This window comes from Mesorhizobium sp. M1A.F.Ca.IN.020.06.1.1, assembly GCF_004023265.1.
Lineage (GTDB): Bacteria > Pseudomonadota > Alphaproteobacteria > Rhizobiales > Rhizobiaceae > Mesorhizobium.
Map to the genome: position 1 here is coordinate 1 of NZ_RZSR01001542.1, position 788 is coordinate 788.

General features: G+C 67.0%; 1 protein-coding gene. It reads right to left on the minus strand.

Annotation, left to right across the window (positions count from 1 at the left end):
* A partial coding sequence (locus EOA60_RS35415; RefSeq protein WP_164899894.1) for an FAD-binding oxidoreductase occupies window positions 1-788 on the minus strand: 788 nt, incomplete at both ends.

Below are 788 nucleotides of genomic sequence, written 5' to 3' on the forward strand. Positions count from 1 at the left end.
CGCGAAATTCGGCGCTCGTTCGATGCCTCCGAGCTCGACGGCGCCGCCGACGCGCAAGCCGGTTTCCAGCGGCGTGATGACGAAGCCGTGCCCGGAAAAGATCAGCTGCCGCTTCACGTCGAAGGCCGACACCGGCAGCGTGGTGTTGTAACCGCGCTCGGTCTCCAGCGGGATGCGGTCGCCGATATCTTTGGCCAGCAGATGCGACCAGGCGCCGGCGGCGATCACGAGCTGCTTCGCTTTTCGGGCCGTGCCGTCCGCAAGCATAAGCGTGACGCCGTTTGTTCCGGTCCCGATACGCTCGACGCGCGCGTGCTCGAAGCGCGCGCCGAGCCGCTCCGCATAGGCCCAGATCGCCTTGCCGAGCAGTTTCGGATCGGCGACTGTCTTCCACCCCGGCACGAAGGTGCCCTTGACGAAGCGCGGCGAAAGACCCGGCTGCAGCGCCGCCATCCCCTCACCCTCGACATGGCGGAAGCCTATGCCGAAACGTTCGCGCGCCCTCCAGCCGGACAGCGAGGCGCGGAACTCGGCCTCGCTTTCGTAGAGTTCGAGCGAGCCGTCCTCATGCAGCATCGGCCGCGTGCCAGAGCGGTCGAGCAAACCCATCCATTCGGCTTCGGCGAGCTTCATCATGCCGGCCTGCGCCGCAAGGCTCGCCTCGAAGTGCCTGGCGGCGCCCGCGCGCCAGAAGCGGAACAGCCAGGGAAGAAGTTTAGGCAGATAGGCCGGCGGGATGGCAAGAGGCCCCAGCGGATCGGCAAGCCATTTCGGCAACTGCCTGATCC